Origin of the sequence: Caulobacter sp. D5 (genome assembly GCF_003185805.1) — a bacterium.
Lineage (GTDB): Bacteria > Pseudomonadota > Alphaproteobacteria > Caulobacterales > Caulobacteraceae > Caulobacter.
This window is the reverse complement of the sequence record NZ_QHJY01000034.1, coordinates 1-14996: the sequence shown is the minus strand read 5'-3', so window position 1 is coordinate 14996 and position 14996 is coordinate 1. Positions and strand designations below refer to the sequence as shown.

Annotated in this window: 17 protein-coding genes, 1 other RNA gene and 1 pseudogene; 13 read left to right on the top strand and 6 right to left on the bottom strand. The window is 69.3% G+C overall.

The genetic code is table 11. The annotated features are described in order from the left end of the window. Positions 1-62: 62 nt before the first annotated feature. Both DMC18_RS02980 and DMC18_RS02975 read right to left on the bottom strand, forming a co-directional pair. Positions 63-677 (bottom strand): pyridoxamine 5'-phosphate oxidase family protein, encoded by a 615-nt coding sequence (locus DMC18_RS02980; protein ID WP_110121383.1) that lies wholly within the window; start codon positions 675-677, stop codon positions 63-65. Between the two features lie 52 nt (positions 678-729). After that, the gene (locus DMC18_RS02975; RefSeq protein ID WP_233245331.1) at positions 730-1092 is read right to left on the bottom strand and encodes a response regulator; all 363 of its coding nucleotides are present in this window, start codon (positions 1090-1092) and stop codon (positions 730-732) included. A 234-nt stretch (positions 1093-1326) separates the two neighbouring features. Here DMC18_RS02975 and DMC18_RS02970 point away from each other — a divergent pair, with 234 nt between their 5' ends. The 3 genes from DMC18_RS02970 to DMC18_RS02960 are packed head-to-tail and all read left to right on the top strand — an operon-like array spanning position 1327 to position 3640. Next, a complete protein-coding gene (locus DMC18_RS02970; protein ID WP_110121385.1) occupies positions 1327-2133 on the top strand; it encodes a crotonase/enoyl-CoA hydratase family protein in 807 nt (268 codons plus the stop codon). Between the two features lie 3 nt (positions 2134-2136). Then, positions 2137-2739, top strand: a complete 603-nt coding sequence (locus DMC18_RS02965) for a DUF3052 family protein (protein WP_110121386.1) — start codon at positions 2137-2139, stop codon at positions 2737-2739. A 4-nt stretch (positions 2740-2743) separates the two neighbouring features. Next, positions 2744-3640: a bestrophin family protein gene (locus tag DMC18_RS02960; protein ID WP_110121387.1), complete on the top strand. Its 897-nt coding sequence runs from the start codon at positions 2744-2746 to the stop codon at positions 3638-3640. Between the two features lie 165 nt (positions 3641-3805). Here the strand turns inward: DMC18_RS02960 and DMC18_RS02955 are convergent, their stop codons facing one another. Further along, the gene (locus DMC18_RS02955) at positions 3806-4381 is read right to left on the bottom strand and encodes a hypothetical protein (RefSeq protein ID WP_233245332.1); all 576 of its coding nucleotides are present in this window, start codon (positions 4379-4381) and stop codon (positions 3806-3808) included. 201 nt (positions 4382-4582) lie between these two features. Then, entirely contained in the window at positions 4583-6058 is a 1476-nt protein-coding gene (locus DMC18_RS02950) for an NAD(P)/FAD-dependent oxidoreductase (RefSeq protein WP_110121389.1), read from the bottom strand. Positions 6059-6222: 164 nt separating this feature from the next. Between DMC18_RS02950 and DMC18_RS02945 the strand changes: the two genes are divergently transcribed. From DMC18_RS02945 to DMC18_RS02935, 3 genes are read left to right on the top strand one after another with little or no spacing between them, the layout of a single operon-like run. Then, the gene (locus DMC18_RS02945) at positions 6223-7116 is read left to right on the top strand and encodes a DMT family transporter (protein WP_110121396.1); all 894 of its coding nucleotides are present in this window, start codon (positions 6223-6225) and stop codon (positions 7114-7116) included. Beyond that, the gene (locus tag DMC18_RS02940; protein WP_110121390.1) at positions 7113-7838 is read left to right on the top strand and encodes an N-acetylmuramoyl-L-alanine amidase; all 726 of its coding nucleotides are present in this window, start codon (positions 7113-7115) and stop codon (positions 7836-7838) included. The genes DMC18_RS02945 and DMC18_RS02940 overlap by 4 nt, the downstream gene beginning before the upstream one ends. Next, positions 7838-8446: an FMN-binding negative transcriptional regulator gene (locus tag DMC18_RS02935; RefSeq protein WP_110121391.1), complete on the top strand. Its 609-nt coding sequence runs from the start codon at positions 7838-7840 to the stop codon at positions 8444-8446. The genes DMC18_RS02940 and DMC18_RS02935 overlap by 1 nt, the downstream gene beginning before the upstream one ends. Here the strand turns inward: DMC18_RS02935 and DMC18_RS02930 are convergent. Both DMC18_RS02930 and DMC18_RS02925 read right to left on the bottom strand, forming a co-directional pair. Beyond that, a complete protein-coding gene (locus DMC18_RS02930) occupies positions 8436-8765 on the bottom strand; it encodes a type II toxin-antitoxin system VapC family toxin (protein ID WP_233245333.1) in 330 nt (109 codons plus the stop codon). The two genes, DMC18_RS02935 and DMC18_RS02930, sit on opposite strands and share 11 nt — an antisense overlap. Positions 8766-8791: 26 nt before the next feature. Continuing rightward, entirely contained in the window at positions 8792-9064 is a 273-nt protein-coding gene (locus DMC18_RS02925) for a type II toxin-antitoxin system Phd/YefM family antitoxin (RefSeq protein WP_110121393.1), read from the bottom strand. Between the two features lie 95 nt (positions 9065-9159). Between DMC18_RS02925 and rnpB the strand changes: the two genes are divergently transcribed. From rnpB to DMC18_RS02890, 7 genes and pseudogenes are all read left to right on the top strand, one after another. Beyond that, an RNA gene (gene rnpB / locus DMC18_RS02920) (RNase P RNA component class A) lies at positions 9160-9543 on the top strand. A gap of 262 nt (positions 9544-9805) precedes the next feature. Continuing rightward, positions 9806-10273, top strand: a complete 468-nt coding sequence (locus DMC18_RS02915) for a division/cell wall cluster transcriptional repressor MraZ (protein ID WP_110121394.1) — start codon at positions 9806-9808, stop codon at positions 10271-10273. Beyond that, on the top strand, positions 10270-11211 hold the full coding sequence (gene rsmH, locus DMC18_RS02910; RefSeq protein WP_110132685.1) for a 16S rRNA (cytosine(1402)-N(4))-methyltransferase RsmH: 942 nt from the start codon (positions 10270-10272) through the stop codon (positions 11209-11211). Before DMC18_RS02915 ends, rsmH begins: the two co-directional genes overlap by 4 nt. After that, the gene (locus tag DMC18_RS02905) at positions 11208-11639 is read left to right on the top strand and encodes a cell division protein (RefSeq protein WP_110121398.1); all 432 of its coding nucleotides are present in this window, start codon (positions 11208-11210) and stop codon (positions 11637-11639) included. Before rsmH ends, DMC18_RS02905 begins: the two co-directional genes overlap by 4 nt. Then, positions 11636-13402 (top strand): penicillin-binding protein 2, encoded by a 1767-nt coding sequence (locus tag DMC18_RS02900; RefSeq protein ID WP_110121399.1) that lies wholly within the window; start codon positions 11636-11638, stop codon positions 13400-13402. Before DMC18_RS02905 ends, DMC18_RS02900 begins: the two co-directional genes overlap by 4 nt. Further along, positions 13399-14856: a UDP-N-acetylmuramoyl-L-alanyl-D-glutamate--2,6-diaminopimelate ligase gene (locus DMC18_RS02895; protein WP_110121400.1), complete on the top strand. Its 1458-nt coding sequence runs from the start codon at positions 13399-13401 to the stop codon at positions 14854-14856. Before DMC18_RS02900 ends, DMC18_RS02895 begins: the two co-directional genes overlap by 4 nt. Next, a pseudogene (locus DMC18_RS02890) lies at positions 14849-14996 on the top strand (UDP-N-acetylmuramoylalanyl-D-glutamyl-2, 6-diaminopimelate--D-alanyl-D-alanine ligase); the annotation flags it as partial. The gene DMC18_RS02895 and the pseudogene DMC18_RS02890, both read left to right, overlap by 8 nt.

The following is a 14996-nucleotide window of genomic DNA, read 5'->3' as shown; positions in this document are numbered from 1 at the left end:
TCTGAGAGACCCCTCATCCGTCGGCTATCGCCGACACCTTCTCCCGCAAGGGGAGAAGGGCTTCACCACATCGTCGCCGCGGCGCGCGCCGGCCAGGCCTCGTCATAGGCCGCGCCGCCGACCTCGCCGGCGGTGACGGCGGCCAGCATGGCGCCGGCCGTCGGCAGCGACTTGGGATCGACCTGGGCCTCGGCCTTCCACAGCCCTGAGCGGATCACCGCCCGGGCGCACTGGAAATAGCACTCCTCGATGGTGACGATCAGAGCCGTGCGCGGGGCCTTGCCCTCCACGGCCAAGCTGTCGAGCAACCCGGGCTCGATGCTGATCACCGCCCGGCCGTTGACGCGGAAGGTGGTGCCCGAGCCGGGGATCAGGAACAGCAAGGCCACGCGGGGGTCGCGGACGATGTTGCGCAGGCTGTCGATGCGGTTGTTGCCGCGGCGGTCGGGCAGGATCAGCGTGCGGTCATCGGCGATGGTCACCAGGCCGTGGGCGTCGCCGCGCGGGCTGCAGTCGAGGCCCTCTGGGCCGACCGTGGCCAGGGCCAGGAACGGCGAGGCCTCCACAAGGGCGCGATAGTGCGGGGTGAGCCGGTCGCTGACCTTGACGGTCGAGGCCGCAACCGGTGCGGGGCTGTAGATCGCTTCCAGCGCCTCGAGGGTGTCGATGATCGCCATCCGCCGTCCTCCCCGTGTTCGAGAAGAAACCTAGCAGGCGAGGCCGGCCGCGTCAGGCCCGGCTGTCGAGCGCCTGCTGGCAGGCCTCGGCGAGGCGTCGAGGCGAGATCGGCTTGTCGACGATGGCCCGGCGGGCGTTGGCCAGCTGGTCGGCGTTGCCGGTAACGAACACCGTCGGGATGCGGCCCAGCTTGGCCTCGATGGCCTCGACCGCCTCCAGCCCCGTGCCGCCGATGATGCGGAAATCGGCGGTGATCAGGTCGGGCGCGCGGGCCAGGGCGCAACTGAGCGCTTCCTGGGGACTGTCGGCGATGTCGAAGCTTGAATAGCCCTGAGCGGCGAGAAGCGCCTCGACCTCGAGGGCGATGAGGATCTCGTCCTCGATAATGAGCGCGTGGCCTTGGGACCTTGTCACTGCACTTACGCCAATCCGCTGTCGTCCCTTACAAGACTACAACCCGAACTTTCAGGCTGCGCCAATCGAATTCGCGCTTGGGTTTTCAGAAATGTGTCCCTGCACGCACGAACCCTCACGGCGCCGTGATGGCGCCGCCCGTCCTGCGAGAGCCGCCAGGGCCGGTTTCCCTCGCGAGCCGAAAGCCTCTATTCAAACGGAAAACAGAAAACACCGCAGGAGCGCCCAAACCCCATGTCGTCCCAGCCCCTCGTCCTCACCGAAAAGCGCGGCCACGTCGCCATCCTCACCCTCAACCGTCCCGAGGCGATGAACGCCCTGGGCGCGCCGGGCGACGGCGACCAGGTGGCGGCCGCCTGCGAGGCGATCAACGACGATCAGGAAATCCGCTGCGTGATCCTGACCGGCGCCGGCAAGGCCTTCTCGGCCGGCGGCGACGTCAAGGCGATGAAGGCCCGCGAGGGCGCCTTCGGCGGCAACGGCGTGGCCGTGCGCGACGGCTACCGCAAGAACATCCACCGTATCGTGCGGGCCATCTACGGCCTGGAGGTCCCGTCGATCGCGGCGGTCAACGGCGCGGCCATCGGCCTGGGCTGCGACGTGGCCTGCATGACCGACATCCGCATCGCCGCCGACACAGCCAAGTTCGGCGTGACCTTCCTGAAGCTCGGCCTGATCCCCGGCGACGGCGGCGCCTGGCTGATGCCGCGCACCGTGGGCATGAGCCGGGCGGCCGAGCTGCTGTTCACCGGCGACGTCATCGACGCGGCCAAGGCGGCCGACTGGGGCCTGATCAGCCGCGCCGTGCCCTCGGCCGACCTGATGGGCGAGGCCCTGGCGCTCGCTGAGCGGATCGCCCAGCAGCCGCCGCACGCCTTGCGCATGGCCAAGAGTCTGCTCAAGCACGGCCAGACGGCGAGCTACGACACCCTGATGGAGATGAGCGCCGCCGCTCAGGCCATCGCCCACCACACCGAGGACCACATGGAAGGCGTCGACGCCATTCTCGAAAAGCGCCAGCCCACGTTCCGGGGCGCCTGAGGCATGGGCAAGGAAGCCAAGGCCTGGGGCCAGCTCAGCGACGGCGAAAGCGACGGCAAGCTCCTGTGGGAGCCGCCCAAGCTGATCTTCCGCGGGGCTGTGCGCGGCATCTATCAGGGCCACGCCCTGCGCGGGATCCGCGTCGAGGGCGACGACATCGTGCTCAGCGACGGCACGCGCTTCACCCTCGATCCCGGCCAGGCGGACAAGTGGGTCCACGCCATCCTCAACCCGCCCTCGCGGCTGGACAAGCTGGGCGTCAAGCCGGGCATGACGGTGGTGGTCGACGGCGTCGATGACGAGGCGTTCCTCGAAGAACTGGCCGGCCGCGTCGAGGCCGAGCAGGGGACGGCGGAAGATTTCGAAGAGGTCGACCTGCTGTTCCTGGCCGCCGACGACCTGGCCGAGCTGGACCGCCTGGAAGACCTCAAGGGCGTGCTGGCCGACAAGGGCGCGATCTGGATCGTCTCCCAGAAGGGCAAGGGCGCGCCGCTGAAAGACACCGACGTCCTGGGCGCGGCCCGCGGCGTGGGCCTGTCGGACACCAAGGTCTGCGGGTTCTCGGCCACGCACACGGCGCTGCGGTTCGTGGTGCGGAAGGGGTAGGGCGGTGATCGTCGGCCGTCGCGCGGGCCTTTTCGAGATCGCCTTCGCCCTGCGTGGCTCGATCCTGCCGAGGATCGCCGGACGGCTGGTGGTGCTGCTGGCGGTGTCGATCGGGGCGGTGCTGGTCGCTCAGCGCTGGCCGGCGGCGCTGGAGCGGCTGAGCGCCGTGCCGTTCACCCTGATCGGCCTGTCGCTGTCGATCTTCATGAGCTTCCGGAACAACGCCTGCTACGACCGCTGGTGGGAGGCGCGAAAGCTCTGGGGGCAGCTGATCATCGCCGCCCGCAATTTCGCCCGGCAGACGCAAGGCCTGCCGGAGCCGGCGCGCGAGCCCCTGCTCCTGGGCCTGGCCGCCTTCGCCGGCGGGCTGGTCGCGCGTCTGAGGGACGGGGACGAGCGGGCGGCGATCGCGCGCTGGCGGGACCTGCCGGCCCTGGCGGCCGCCCCCAATCCGACCGATGCGATCCTGGCCGCCGTCGGCGCCGACTGCGCCCGGCTGCAAGGCGAGGGGCTGCTGACGCCGGTCCATCTTTCGGTTCTGGAGGTCCAGCTGACCGAGCTGGGTCACGTGCAGGGCGGTTGCGAGCGGATCAAGACCACGCCGCCGCCGTTCTCCTACTCGCTCATGCTGCACCGGACGGCGCACGTCTTCTGCCTGCTGCTGCCGTTCGCCCTGGCCCATGCCCTGGGCTGGTGGACGCCGGTCCTGGTGCTGCTGACCGGCTACACCTTCTTCGGCCTCGACGCCCTGGGCGACCAGCTGGAGGATCCGTTCGGCCTGGAGGACAACGACCTGCCGCTGGACGCCATGGTCCGCACCGTGGAGCGCGACCTGCTGTTTTCTCTGGGGCGGGAGGACCTGCCGCCGGTGCTGGAGGCGAAGGGCTATCGGCTGACCTGAATCCTTCTCCCCTTGCGGGAGAAGGTGGCGGCGAAGCCGACGGATGAGGGGTTGCACGAACAAGAACGCCGCGACGGCTGATCAGCTGTCGCGGCGTTTGATTTCTGAGAGACCCCTCACCCGACCTCCTTCGGAGGCCACCCTCTCCCGGAAGGGGAGAGGGGATCAAAATCTTTGCTTGCAGCCCTGCTTCTGGTGCACGCCGCGCAGGAAGCCGCGGCGGGCCAGGCCCGCGTCGCCGAGGGCTTCGAGGTGGCGGTCGGCGGGGGCGGCGCCGGAAATCTCGCGCACCAGGCTGCGGAACGGGATGATCGAGTTGATCAGCGTCTTGCCGCCGGCCTCGGCTAGCTTGCCGGCGCGGTTTTCCTTGTACTCGTTGTCGGTCTTGTAGTCGGGGCCCAGCACCTCGTTCAGGCGCTCGATCTCGACCGTCAGCTTGGCGCAGCTCTTCAGGCCCTTGAGGCTGTAGGGATCGGCCAGGGCCTCCTCCAGCACCGGCGGGATCTTCTTCTTCGACAGGCCGACGTCGCGGACCGGCTGGGTGCCGATCTCCATCGACTTCTCGCGCCAGCCGTCGGGCCGGCCGTCGCCGTCAGAGTCCTTGGCGGGCGGGGGAGGCGGCTTGCTCGCCGTCGTGGTCGCGGGCGCCTTGGCCGGATAGCTCGGCTGGGCCGTCGCGCAGCCCGTGGCCATGAACGCCGCCGCGCCCAGGACCGCCATCGTCGTCAAAGTCGCGCGCATCGCACCCCCGCATTCCGCTGATCGTCCATCATAGCTGATGAACGCTGATCAGGAACGGCAAGCTGGGCCTTGGGTTCCACCGCTGCGCGACCCCCTCAGTCGCTCCGCGACAGCTCCCCCAGAGGGGGAGCATCTTAAAGGTCGCCGCGCCTGCCAGATCCTCCCCCTCTGGGGGAGGTGGCCCGGAGGGCCGGAGGGGGTCTACGCCGCCGCCTTGGCCTTCTTCCGCCCAAACCGCATCACCCCGTCCTCCAGCTTGCCCAGGCGCAGGGCGGCCAGGTCCAGGGCGTAGTTCTGATGCACCTTCCAGGGCGCGCGGGTTCCCTGCTTGGGGAACTTGTCCATGGCTCGCTGGACGTAGCCCGACGAGAAGTCGAGCCAGGGAACGGCCTCCATGTCCGGCGCGTCGAGATGGGGCATGCACCAGTCGGCGCCGGCGCGGTCCATATGGGCCAGCAGGCGGCAGACATACTCGCTGGTCAGATCCGCCTTCAGCGTCCAGGAGGCGTTGGTGTAGCCGAAGGCCGAGGCCAGGTTCGGCACGTCGCTGAACATCATGCCCTTGTAGCTGAAGCCCTTGGCCAGATCGACGGATCGGCCGTCGACCACCACCTCCATGCCGCTCATCAGCTGCATGCGCAGGCCGGTGGCGGTGACGACGATGTCGGCCGGCAGGGTCTTGCCCGACTTCAGCCTCAGGCCGTCCTCGGTGAAGGTCTCGATATGGTCGGTGACCACCTCTGCCGAGCCATTGCCGATCGCCGCGAACAGGTCGGCGTCGGGCACCAGGCACAGCCGCTGGTCCCAGGGATTGTAGCGCGGCGTGAAGTGGGTCTCGACGTCGTAGTCCTTGGGCAGCTGGTCGCGGACCAGGTTGATCAGCCGCTCCTTGGTCTTGGCCGGCTTCTTCCGCGAGAGGTTGAAGAACAGCATGGTGATCAGCACGTTCTTCCAGCGCGTGATCCCGTAGGCGGTCATGGCCGGCAGGCGCCTGCGCATCCAGTTGGCCAGGCCGTCCTCGGCCGGTCGCGAGACCACATAGGTCGGCGAGCGCTGCAGCATCGTCACGTGGGCGGCGGTCTTGGCCATTTCCGGCACGATGGTCACCGCCGTCGCGCCGCTGCCGATCACCACCACGCGCTTGCCGGCGTAGTCGAGGTTTTCCGGCCAGTGCTGCGGGTGGACGATCTTGCCCCGGAAGCGCTCGGTTCCCTCGAAGTCGGGGGTGTAGCCGGCGTCATAGGCGTAGTAGCCGGCGCACATGTAAAGGAAGCCGCAGGTGATCTTCACGGTTTCGCCGGTGTCGAGCCATTCGGCCTCGACGGTCCAGCTGGCGGTCTCGCTGCTCCACTCGGCGCGGCGCACCTTGTGGCGGAAGCGGATGTGCTCGTTGACCCCGGCCTCAGTCGCGGTCTCGCGCACATAGTTCAGGATCGAGGGGCCGTCGGCGATGGCCTTGGCCTCGCGCCACGGCTTGAAGGAATAGCCCAGGGTGTACATGTCGCTGTCGGAGCGGATGCCCGGGTAGCGGAACAGGTCCCAGGTGCCGCCGATGGCGTCGCGGGCCTCGAGGATGGCGTAGGTCTTGCCCGGGCAGCGCCGCGTCAGGTGATGGGCCGCGCCGATCCCCGACAGGCCAGCGCCCACGATCAGGACGTCGAAGTATTCGGCCGTCATCTAGTGTCTCCGTCCCCGCATGGCGGTCCGGTTGGCCCGGACGCTGTCTTCAAGTGAACGATGTTCACCAGCAAACGTCCGTTTGGACGCTGCGTCAATCGCGGCGTCGAAACCGGAGTCGGTTTTCATTGCGCATGGTCCCGGTCGCCAAGTATGCGGAGGGCATGTCCCTGCGTGACTTCGGCCTTCTGGTGCTGGTCTGCCTGATCTGGGCCAGCAACAACATCGTCTCCAAGATCGTGGTCGCCCACTGGGGCGTGCCGCCGCTGTTCTATGCGGCGGTGCGGTTCGGTCTGGTGGCGGCGGTGACCCTGCCTTGGCTGCTGCCCGCGCCGCGCCCGACCTGGCGGATGCTGGCGGTCGGGGTGCTGATGGGGGCGGGCGGTTTTGCTTTGCTGTTCATGGGTTTCAAGACCGCCTCGCCCTCGGCCGCGGCGGTGGTGGTGCAGGCGGGCGTGCCCTTCACCACCCTGCTGTCGGTGCTGATGCTGGGCGAGAAGATCCACTGGCGGCGCGGCGTCGGCATCGCCCTGACCCTGGCCGGGGCGATGATCGTGATCTGGAACCCGCACGGCTTCTCGCTGTCGGTCGGGCTGTGGCTGGTCGTGGCCTCGGCCCTGGCCGGCTCGCTGGGTGCGGTGATGATGAAGCAGATCGAGCGGGTGAAGCCCTTGCAGCTGCAGGCCTGGGTGGGCTTCACCTCGGTGTGGATCCTGGCCGCCGCCAGCTTCGCCATGGAGCCCGGCGCCTCGGCCAAGGCGTTCGAGGCCGGCTGGCCGTTCGTCGCCGCCGTCGCCTATTCGGCCCTGGTGGTGTCGGTGATCGCCCACACCGGCTATTACGGCCTTATCCAGCGCTACGAGGCCAACCTGATCGCTCCGCTCACCCTGATGACCCCGCTGATGACCATCGGTCTGGGCGTGGCCATCACCCATGACCATTTCGACCTGCGCATGGGGATCGGCGCGGCGCTGGCGCTCGCGGGCGTGCTGATCGTCGCCCTGCGCCGCAACCAGGTGACGCCGCTGCTGATGCTTCTCAAGGACCGCTCGCAATGACCATCGTCGAGGCCCCGTCGCCGAATTTCGACGCCCGCAAGGCCGTGCCTGACACCGTTGTGCTGCACTATACCGGCATGGAGAGCGGCGAGGCGGCCATCGAGCGCCTGCGCGATCCCGAGGCCAAGGTCAGCGCCCACTACGTGGTGGAGGAGGACGGCCGGGTGTTTCGCCTGGTGGCCGAGGAGCGGCGGGCCTGGCACGCCGGCGCGGCCTTCTGGAAGGGCGTCAAGGACATCAACTCCTCGTCGATCGGCATCGAGATCGTCAATCCGGGCCACGAGTTCGGCTATCGCGCCTTTCCCGACCTCCAGATCGCCTCGGTGATCAACCTGCTGGCCGACATCCGCTCGCGCTGGACCATCGACGACGACCGCATCATCGGCCATTCCGACGTCGCGCCGGCCCGCAAGATCGATCCGGGCGAGCTGTTCCCGTGGAAGCGCCTGGCCGAGAGCGGCCATGGCCTGTGGGTCGAGCCGCCGTCCTCGCCGGGCGCGCCGCTGGGGCGGGGCGAGCAGGGCACGGGCGTCTTCGCCCTTCAGGCGGGCCTGACGCGCCTGGGCTTCGACTGCGCCCCGTCGGGCGAGTACGACGAGTGGACCGAGACCGTGGTCGGCGCCTTCCAGCGCCACTGGCTGCAGAGCCGCTTCGACGGCGTCGCCGACGGCGAGACCCGGGCGCGGCTGGTGGGCCTGCTGCGTGCCGCGGCGGGCGCCTGATGCATCCGGCCAAGGCTTTCCACGTCGAGGACCGCGCGCGGCTGCTCGCCTTCCTGGCCGAGCATTCGTTCGTCACCCTGTGCGCCAGTGTCGCCGGCCGGCCGTTCGCGGCCCACGCCCCGGTGGTTGTGCGCGACCTCGGCGACGACGGCCTGTTTCTCGACTTCCACCTGTCGCGGATGAACGCCGTGGCGAGCGCGGTGGTCACCGGCTTCTCCGCCGTCGCCATCGCCATGGGCCCGCACGCCTATGTCAGTCCCGACTGGTACGGGGCCGACGATCAGGTCCCGACCTGGAACTACGTCTCCGTCGAGGCCGAAGGCTTCGTCACGCCGCTGTCGGAGGCCGAGACGATTGTCCTGCTCGACGACCTGTCGGCCCAGGAGGAGGCCCGCCTCCTGCCCAAGCCGGTCTGGACGCGGGACAAGATGACGCCCGCCAAGTTCGACGCCCTGCTGCGCGGCATCGTCGGCGCCCGCCTGCACGTCGAGCGCCTGGAAGGGACGTTCAAGCTCGGCCAGAACAAGCGCGAGGCCGAGCGGGCGGGGGTGATTGAAGCGCTGGGCGATCATCCGGTGGCGGCGTGGATGCGGGAAATCACACCCTGAGTACAGGTCCTGGATAACTTGCCAGGATCGCGTCGGATGTCAGGAGAGTGAGGTTCTCGACGATCGCTTGCGCCAATAGCAGACGGTCGAACGGGTCCTTGTGCAGGGAGGGTAATGCGATCGTTGCGGTCGCGTGATCCCCCATCACGGGGAGTTCCTCCCATCCGGCAGTTAGAAGAGCGCTTCGCAGAAGATGTGCGTCCACCTCGAAGTCGGCGCGGCCTCGCGCTTGCTTGATGGCCACTTCCCAGATGCTGGCGACGCTGAAGAACAGGCGCTGTGCAGGATCGGTAAGGAGGGCGCGCGTCTTCTCCGGCAGTGTCGGTGAGAAGGCGCTCGCCCAAATCAGCAGATGGGTGTCGACGAGAAGCGTCGATCCTCACCCTCGAACATCGCCACGATCTCATCGGCGAACATCGTGTCGAAGTCGTCGGGCACCTTGAAGGCGCCGTCGAGGAACCCGATCCGCCGCGACGCCGGTTTGTCCTCGGTCTGCAACGGCACGACCTTGACCATGGGCTTGCCGGCCTTGGCGATGATGAAGGCTTCGCCATCGGCGGCCTGCTCGACGAGCCGCGAGAGGTGGGTCTTGGCTTCGTGGATGTTGACGGTCCGCATGCGTCGGCTCCGTGAACTAAGTCCGGTTAGTTTAGTCCATCTGGCCGAGATCGCCAATTGACCGCCGGCCCGTCGCCCGTCAAAGAGAGCGCGGACCAGATGGCCGGGCGATCGCGGTATCCTTCACGGGAATCGAGGAAAGTCCGGGCTCCACGGTGACAAGGCGGTGGGTAACGCCCACCGGGAGCGATCCCAGGGAAAGCGCCACAGAAAGCAAACCTCCTCCCTACGGGGCGGGAAGGGTGAAAGGGTGGGGTAAGAGCCCACCGCGGACCTGGCGACAGGGACGGCATGGCAAGCCCCGCCTGGAGCAAGACCGAATAGGGATCCCGCGCCGGTTCGCCGGCTAGGCCGTCACTGGCCGAGAGGATCCGGGTTGGTCGCGAGAGTCGTCCAGCAATGGGCGGCCAAGAGGAATGATCGTCGCGTCCCTGTTCACAGGGGCGGCACAGAACCCGGCTTACAGGCCGTCTGGTCCATTAATTCCACCGCAATCCCAAGCGACTCCCCGGGCCCCGAAATGGGCCGGGATGGGCCGCGTCTGTGCGCGGGTCTGTGGATAAATATCGGGTTGTCTGTATGTTCTGAAATTAACCATTTCATGCGGTCTGATATTACCGCTAGCGCCTTTGAATTCCTGACGAAATGGCCTCTGGTGTCATTGTTTCCCAGTTCATCCCATGTTAACCCATTCGGGCCGGATCGATCCATGGCGGGGCGACGGCTTTTGAGGTTGGCGGGGTGTTCCTCTCGACGTTCGAGAAGCAGCTGGACAGCAAGCGGCGCATCGTCGTGCCGCAGGAGTTCCGCGCCGCCGTCTCGGGCCCCTTCGACGGGATCTTCTGCTTCCCCTCCATCGAGGCCGATTGCCTGGAAGCCGGCGGCAAGGCCCTGTTCGACCGCTACCAGTCGGTGATCGACGAGCTGCCCTTCGGCGATCCGGTGCGTTCGGCGCTGGAAACCAGCGTCCTGGGCGGCATGGCCAAGCTGTCGTTCGACACCGCCGGCCGCATCACCCTGCCCGACGTCCTGTGCGACACCTTCGGCCTGGCGGACGACGTGACCATCGTCGGCCTGGGCGAGCGCTTCCAGATCTGGTCGCGCGACGCCTTCCAGGCTCACCGCGCCGCCCAGCGCGAACTGGCCCGCGACGGCCTGGCCGCCCTGCGCGCCCAGCAGCGCGTCGCTCGTCTCGGAGGCGCGGCATGAGCGCGGCCCCGCACATCTCGGTCCTGCTGGGCGAAGTGGTCGCGGCGCTGGACGCCAAGCCGGGCGACATGGTGCTGGACGGCACCTTCGGCGCCGGCGGCTACACCCGCGCGATCATGGCCACGGGGGCCTCCGTCACGGCCTTCGACCGCGATCCGACGGTGCAGCGTTTCACGGCCGACCTTTCCGCGGCGGATGGTCGCTTTCGGCTGATTCAGGACCGTTTCTCGCAAATCAGCGCCTATTTTGGGGACGCGTCGGTCGACGGCGTAACCCTGGATCTTGGCGTGTCTTCCATGCAGCTCGACGAAGCCGAGCGCGGCTTCTCCTTCATGCGCGACGGTCCGCTGGACATGCGCATGGGCGACGACGGCCCCACGGCGGCCGATCTCGTCAACACCCTGGACCAGACCGAACTGGCCCGCATCCTCTATGTCTACGGCGAGGAGCACGCCTCGCGCCGCGTGGCCAGCTTCATCGTCCGGCGCCGCGCCGAAGAGCCGTTCACCCGCACCCTGGACCTGGCGGCCGTGATCGAGCGCGCCCTGGGCGGCCGCAAGGGCGCCAAGGTGCATCCGGCTACGCGCTCGTTCCAGGGTCTGCGCATCGCCGTCAATGACGAGCTGGGCGAACTGGAAGAGGGTCTGGCCGCCGCCGAGCGCGCGCTGAAGCCGGGCGGCCGCCTGGCCGTGGTCACCTTCCATTCGCTGGAAGACCGCATCGTCAAGAATTTCCTGGCCGAGCGCGCCGGCCGCACGCCGGGCGGCTCGCGTCACGCGCCGCCGACCGCCGCCGGCGCGCCGCCCAGCTTCCAGCTGATCTCGACCAAGGCCATCGCGCCGGGCGAAGCCGAACTGGCCGCCAATCCGCGCGCCCGTTCCTCGAAGCTGCGCGCGGCGATCCGCACCGAGGCCCCCGTCTGGGAGGCCTCGGCATGAGGATCTCGGAGGTCTTCCATCGCCGCGTACGCGGCTTCCGCGTCGTCGACCTGGTCGGCGTCGGCGTGCTGCTGGTGCTGGTGCTGGGCGTCTACATGGCGAAAGCCTTCGCCGGCCGCGAGCGCGCCGAGATCGCCTCGGTCGAGCGCCAGATCGAGGAAGAGCGCGTCCAGGTGCGCCTGCTGCAGGCCGAGGTCGCTCACCTGGAGCAGCCGCGCCGCATCGAGTCCCTGGCCCAGGCCGCGCAACTGGCCCCGATCGCCGCCGATCGCGAGACCAGCGAAGACGCCCTGATCGACGTCGCCCGTCGTCCGGCCAAGCCGTCCAAGTCCGCTGCGGCTCCGGCTCCCGCGCCGAGCGAGGCTCTGGCCGGCGCCGACGCGCCCGACGGTACCGCCGACCAGCCGAACGAGGAGGCTCCGCGATGAGCCTCGCCAATCTCGTCCCGCAAGGCGGCGGCCCGGCCTGGCGCTGGGTCGTCGAGCGCGTCTGGCGCCTGGAGCACGCCTTCGAGCGCTCGCGCGCCGCGGCCAAGCCCGAAGACGACACCAGCATCCGCATCTTCTTCGTGCTGGCCCTGTTCACCTGCGCCTTCATGGTGCTGGCCATCGGCGCCACCTGGGCGGCGGTGTTCTCCAATCCCAACAAGAACAGCGGCTACCTGGCGGCCATGGAAGGCGCGCGCGGCGACCTCGTCGACCGCGAGGGCAAGCTGCTGGCCGTCGACCTGACCCACTACGCCCTCTACGTCGATCCCAAGGAAGTCTGGGACGCCAAGGCCACCCGCGCCGCTCTGGGCAAGGCCCTGCCGCAGGTGCCGGGCAAGCGTCTGGACAAGGCGGTGTTCGGCGAGCGCCGCGCCTTCCTGCTGGGCGGGCTCGACCCGGCCCAGAAGGACGCCATCTTCAACCTGGGCCTGCCGGGCGTGGAGTTCGAGGACCAGGCCCGCCGCGTCTATCCGCTGGGCGTTTCGGCCGCGCACTTCGTCGGCTTCGTCGACGGCGGCGGCAAGGGCCTGGCCGGCGCCGAAGGCGCCCTGAACGACGACATCCACACGGCCGCCGCCAAGGGCGAGGGCGCCGCCCCGATCGCCCTGTCGATCGACCTGCGCGTCCAGGCCGCCCTCGAGGACGAGCTGCGCAAGGCCGCCCTGGAGTTCGGCCCCAAGGGCGCCGTCGGCATCGTCACCAACGTCCACACCGGCGAGATCCTGGGCCTGGCCAGCTATCCGGACTTCGACCCGAACGATCCGGGCAAGGCCAGCGACGACGCCAAGCTGAACCGTGCGGCCGCGGCCGTCTACGAGATGGGCTCGACCTTCAAGGCCTTCACCGTGGCCATCGGCCTCGACACCGGCGTGGCCACGCCCAACTCGACCTTCGACGCCCGCGAGCCCTACAAGCTGGGCTACCGCACGATCCACGACTACCACGCCTCGCGGAAGATTCTGAACCTGGTCGAGGTGTTCCAACACTCGTCCAACATCGGCACCGCGCGCCTGGCCGAGGGCATCGGCGCCCAGCGCCTGAGCCAGTACTACGCCGCCCTGGGCCTGACCAAGCCGGCCAAGGTGGAGCTGCGCGAGTCGGCCCGTCCGCTGACCCCGAAGAAGTGGGACATCGACGCGGTGGCCTCCACCTCGTTCGGCCACGGCATGAACGTCAGCCCGCTGGCCCTGGCCCGCGCGTTCAGCCCGCTGCTGAACGGCGGCGTCATGCCGCCGCTGACCATCCGCAAGCTGGCGCCGGGCGTGCGTCCGGAAGGCGCGCGGGTGCTGTCGGAGGAGACCTCGCAGCAGATGCTGCAGATCATGCGCGCCAACGTCACCGGCGGCAGCGGCAAGTCGGCCGACATCAAGGGCCTGAGCGTCGGCGGCAAGACCGGCACCGGCGAGAAGTACGACCCCTCGATCCGCGGCTACAACCACCAGCGCCAGGTCTCGTCCTTCGCCGCGGTGTTCCCCACCGAGGGGCCGATGGAGGCCGACCGCTACTTCGTGCTGATCCTGATGGACGAGCCGCACGGCACGCCCAAGACCTTCGGCTTCTCGACCGGCGGCTGGGTCGCCGCGCCGGCCGCCGGCCGCGTGATCGACCGTATCGCGCCGTTCCTCGGCGTGCAGCGCCGCACCGACCTTCTCACCATCGCCGGCGGACAGCCGAAAGCCACGACGCCAGGGGCGGGACTTTGACCAAGACGCTTTCACAGATCCTGCACCGCTCGTTCGACGCGGACCCGGCCATCGCCGGCGTCACCGCCGACAGCCGCAAGGTGCGTGAAGGCTTCCTGTTCGCCGCCCTGCCGGGCAGCAAGGTCGATGGCCGCACGTTCATTCCCGGCGCCATCGCCTCGGGCGCGGCCGCCGTCCTGGCCCCCGACGACGTCACCGGCCTTGCCGTGCCGACCGCCCACGCCGGCGACATCCGCCGCGCCTACGCCCTGGCCGCCGCCGAGTTCTGGGCGCAGCAGCCGGCGACGGTGATCGCGGTCACCGGCACCAACGGCAAGACCTCGGTCGCCGGCTTCGCCCGCCAGATCTACGCCCTGCTGGGCAAGACCGCCGCCAGCATGGGCACCCTGGGCGTCGTCGTCAGCGCCCCCGGCGTTCCCGACCAGCAGTTGACCCCGCCGGGCCTGACCACGCCCGACGCCGCCGACGTCGCCGAGATGGCCGCCAAGCTGGCCGGCATGGGGGTCACCCACTTGGCCGTCGAGGCCTCGTCGCACGGCATCGACCAGCGCCGCCTGGACGGGCTGAAGATCAGCGCCGCCGGCTTCACCAATTTCACCCAGGACCACCTGGACTATCACGGCACCATGGGCTGCTACCGGGCCGCCAAGCTGCGGCTGTTCGAGGCCCTGCTGCCGCGCGGCGCGACCGCCGTGCTCAACGCCGACAGCGACGCCTTCCCGGCCTTCGCCGCCGCCGCCGTGACCTCGGGCGAGACCATCCTGTCGGTCGGCGCGAAAGGCCAGGGCCTGAAGCTGATCTCGCGCGAGCCGACCCCGTGGGGCCAGCTGCTGAAGGTCGCCGCCCAGGACCGTGAGTTCGAAATCCGCCTCCCGCTGGCCGGCGACTTCCAAGCCAGCAACGTGCTGGTCGCGGCCGGCCTGGTGCTGGCCACGGGCGAGGACCTCGACGCCGTGCTCGCCGCCCTGGAAAAGCTGGAAGGCGCGGCCGGCCGCCTGCAGCGCGTCGGCAAGGGCAGCGGCAAGGGCGAAGCCTATGTCGACTACGCCCACACCCCCGACGGCCTGGAGACGGTGCTGAAGGCCCTGCGCCCACACGTGCGGGGCAAGCTGGTGGCCGTGTTCGGCGCCGGCGGCGACCGCGACCGCACCAAGCGTCCGCAGATGGGCGAGATCGCCGCCCGCCTGGCCGACGTCGCCATCGTCACCGACGACAATCCGCGTTCGGAAGATCCGGCCAGCATCCGCGCCGCCATCCTCGCCGCCGCCCCGGGCGCGCGCGAGATCGGCGACCGCCGCGAGGCCATTCGCGTCGGCGTGAGCCTGCTGGAAGACGGCGACGTGCTGGTGGTGGCCGGCAAGGGTCACGAGCAGGGCCAGACCGTCGCCGGCGTCGTCCATCCCTTCGACGACGTGGCCGAGACCCTGAGCGCGCTGGAGGCTGTCGATGCCTGAAGCGCCGCTCTGGACCGCTGAAGAGATCGCCGCCGCGACGGGCGGCAAGGTCGCCGGCGACTTCGCCGCGACCGGCGTGTCGATCGACAGCCGCACGGTCGAGCCGGGCGACCTGTTCGTCGCCCTGGCCGGGGTGCGCG